Consider the following 2,690-nt stretch of genomic DNA (forward strand, 5'->3'; position numbering starts at 1 on the left):
CCACCCGCGAGCCGCCGCGCGTGCGCTTCGGTGTGCGCAGCCGCGTGCGCTTCCGCGTGACCCTGGTGGTCGTGGCGCTCGGGGTGGCGGGGGTGCTGCTGCTCGGGCTGCTCGCCGGTCACACGTGGCTGCTGACGGGCGACATCGCCCTGTGGCTGCAGGGGCAGGCGGCCCCGCCGATCGCGTTCGCGCTGGACGAGCGGGCCCCGCGGGTCGTGGCCGCGGTGGTGGCGGGAGGCGCGCTCGCCCTCTCCGGCACGCTGATCCAGGGGGTGAGCCGCAACCCGCTCGCCGACCCCAGCATCCTCGGGGTCACCGGTGGCGGCGGGCTGGGGGCCGTGCTGGTGATCACGAGCGCGGCGTCGTCGACGGGCGGCATGATCGCGGGTGCCGTGACGGGCTCGCTGCTCGCGTTCGCCCTGGTCTACCTCCTGTCGTGGCGAGGAGGTCTGAGCGCGGACCGGTTCCTGCTCGTGGGTATCGGGGTGTCGTACTTCACGGTCTCGCTCACGACGTTCTTCCTGCTGCGGTCGAACCCGTGGGACACCCCGCGGATCTACACGTGGCTGTCCGGCACGACGTACGGTCGCGCGTGGGAGCAGATCCTCCCGCTGGTGATCGTGCTGGTCATCGCACTGCCGTTCGTGGTGTCGAGCCGCCGCGAGCTCGACGTCCTGTCGCTCGACGAGGACACGCCGCGGCTGGTGGGCATCCGGCTGGAGCCGGTGCGCCTGCTGCTGCTCGCGGTGGCGGCCGTGCTCGCCGCGCTGAGCGTCACGGCGATCGGGGTGATCGGCTTCGTGGGGCTCGTGGCGCCGCACGCCGCCCGGGCGCTGGTGGGGGCGCGGCATGCGCGGGTGATCCCGGTCGCCGTGCTGCTGGGCGGACTGCTGGTCGCGGTGGCCGACACGATCGGTCGCACGGTCATCGCGCCCGCGCAGCTGCCGGCCGGCCTGGTGGTCGCGCTGATCGGCGCCCCGTACTTCGTCTGGCTGCTCTGGCGCTCGCGCGACGCCTGACCCCGTCGGCCGTCGTGCCCTGTCCGTTCGTCCCGTGGCGGGATCGAAAACGCACCCTCGGGCCGGTTCGGGGGCGCGTTTCTGATCCCGCCTCCGCCCGCCCCCCGCGTTCGGTCGGTGGCGGGATCGAAAACGCACCTCCGGGGGTGTCCGGAGGTGCGTTTTCGATCCCCGAGCCGGGGTGGGTGGGTGGAGGAGGGGGGGAGGGGGGTTACTTCGCGAGGAAGTCCTTCAGGGCGCCGTTGACCTCGTCGGCGTGGGTCCAGAGCAGGCCGTGCGGCGCGCCCTCGACCTCGATGTACGTCGCCTCGGGGACGGCCTGGTGGAAGCGGCGGGCGGTCGCGTCGATCGGCAGGATGTTGTCCTTCGTGCCGTGCAGGATGAGCGTGGGCTTGCCGGCCGCGCGCACGGCCTCGACGTCGCCGCGGAAGTCCTCGATCCACGTCGGCACGACCGCGTAGGCGGCGACCGGGGCGCTGGTGACCGAGAGGTTCCAGTTGGCGTCGACGACCTGCTGGCTGATGCGGGAGCCGAGGTTCTCGTCGAGGTTGTAGAAGTTCTTGTAGAACTCGGTGAACCAGGCGTAGCGGTCGCCCTTGGCGGCGGCCTCGATCCCGTCGAACACGTCCTGCGGCACGCCCTCGGGGTTGTCGTCGCGCTGCACGAGGAACGGCTCGAGCGAGGCGAGGAAGGCGAGCTTGGCGACGCGCTCGTGCCCGTAGCGGCCGACGTAGCGGGCGAGCTCGCCGGTGCCCATCGAGAAGCCGACGAGCACGACGTCGCGCAGGTCGAGGGTCTCGAGCACGGTGTTGAGGTCGGCGGCGAAGGTGTCGTAGTCGTAACCGCTGCCCACCTTGGAGGACTGGCCGAAGCCGCGGCGGTCGTACGTGATCACGCGGTAGCCCTGGGCGAGCAGCTCACGCGTCTGGCGCTCCCAGCTGTGCCCGTTGAGCGGGTAGCCGTGGATCAGCACGACGGGCTGCCCGGATCCCTGGTCCTCGTAGTACAGCTCGATCGGGGTGCTGTTCTCGTTCCCGACGGTGATGTAGCCCATGATCCTGGTCCTTTCGGTTCCGGTGAGAACGATCGTTCTCGCTCGATGTGTCCAATCTAGAGAACGAGCGTTCTCATGTCAAGTAGACTTCTGCACATGACCGAAGACGACGCTCGCGAGCGCATCCTCTCCGCCGCGGAGGAGCTCTACTACCGCAAGGGATACGCGGCCGTCGGCATGGACGAGCTGCGCACGGCCGCCGGCGTGTCGCTGCGTCGCCTCTACTCGCTCTTCCCCGCCAAGACCGATATCGTCTCGGCGGTCCTCGCCCGCAGGCACACCGAGTGGGAGTCGGGTCTCTCCGCCGCTGTCGCCGCCGCGGGCGACGGGCCCCGCGCGCGGCTGCTCGCCGTCTACGGCTACCTGGAGGACTGGTTCTGCAGCGACGGCTTCCGCGGCTGCGCGTTCATCAACGCATTCGGCGAGCTCGGCGGGACGAACCCCGAGGTCGCCTCCATCGTCCGCGCGCACAAGGCCTCGTTCCAGGAGTACATGGCCGCGCTGGTCGCGGACACCGGTGCCCCGGCCACGCTGGCCGCCCAGCTCTCGATCCTCGCCGAGGGGGCGCAGAGCACCGCGGCGATCTCGGCCGACCCGCAGGCGGCGGTGCACGCGCG

General features: G+C 71.3%; 3 protein-coding genes. 2 read left to right on the top strand and 1 reads right to left on the bottom strand.

Going from position 1 to position 2,690, the window contains the following annotated elements; genetic code table 11:
• Positions 1-1,019 (top strand): iron chelate uptake ABC transporter family permease subunit (locus DW309_RS12780; RefSeq protein WP_168387270.1); only part of this gene is annotated, 1,019 nt, incomplete at its 5' end.
• Between the two features lie 211 nt (positions 1,020-1,230).
• Here the strand turns inward: DW309_RS12780 and DW309_RS12785 are convergent.
• Positions 1,231-2,073 (bottom strand): alpha/beta fold hydrolase, encoded by an 843-nt coding sequence (locus DW309_RS12785; RefSeq protein ID WP_136045597.1) that lies wholly within the window; start codon positions 2,071-2,073, stop codon positions 1,231-1,233.
• A 96-nt stretch (positions 2,074-2,169) separates the two neighbouring features.
• Here DW309_RS12785 and DW309_RS12790 point away from each other — a divergent pair.
• Positions 2,170-2,690, top strand: a 521-nt coding sequence (locus tag DW309_RS12790; RefSeq protein WP_136045598.1) for a TetR/AcrR family transcriptional regulator, incomplete at its 3' end; no start/stop codon positions are given.

Origin of the sequence: Microbacterium sp. K41 (genome assembly GCF_004794395.1) — a bacterium.
GTDB classification, from domain to species: Bacteria; Actinomycetota; Actinomycetes; order Actinomycetales; family Microbacteriaceae; genus Microbacterium; species Microbacterium sufflavum.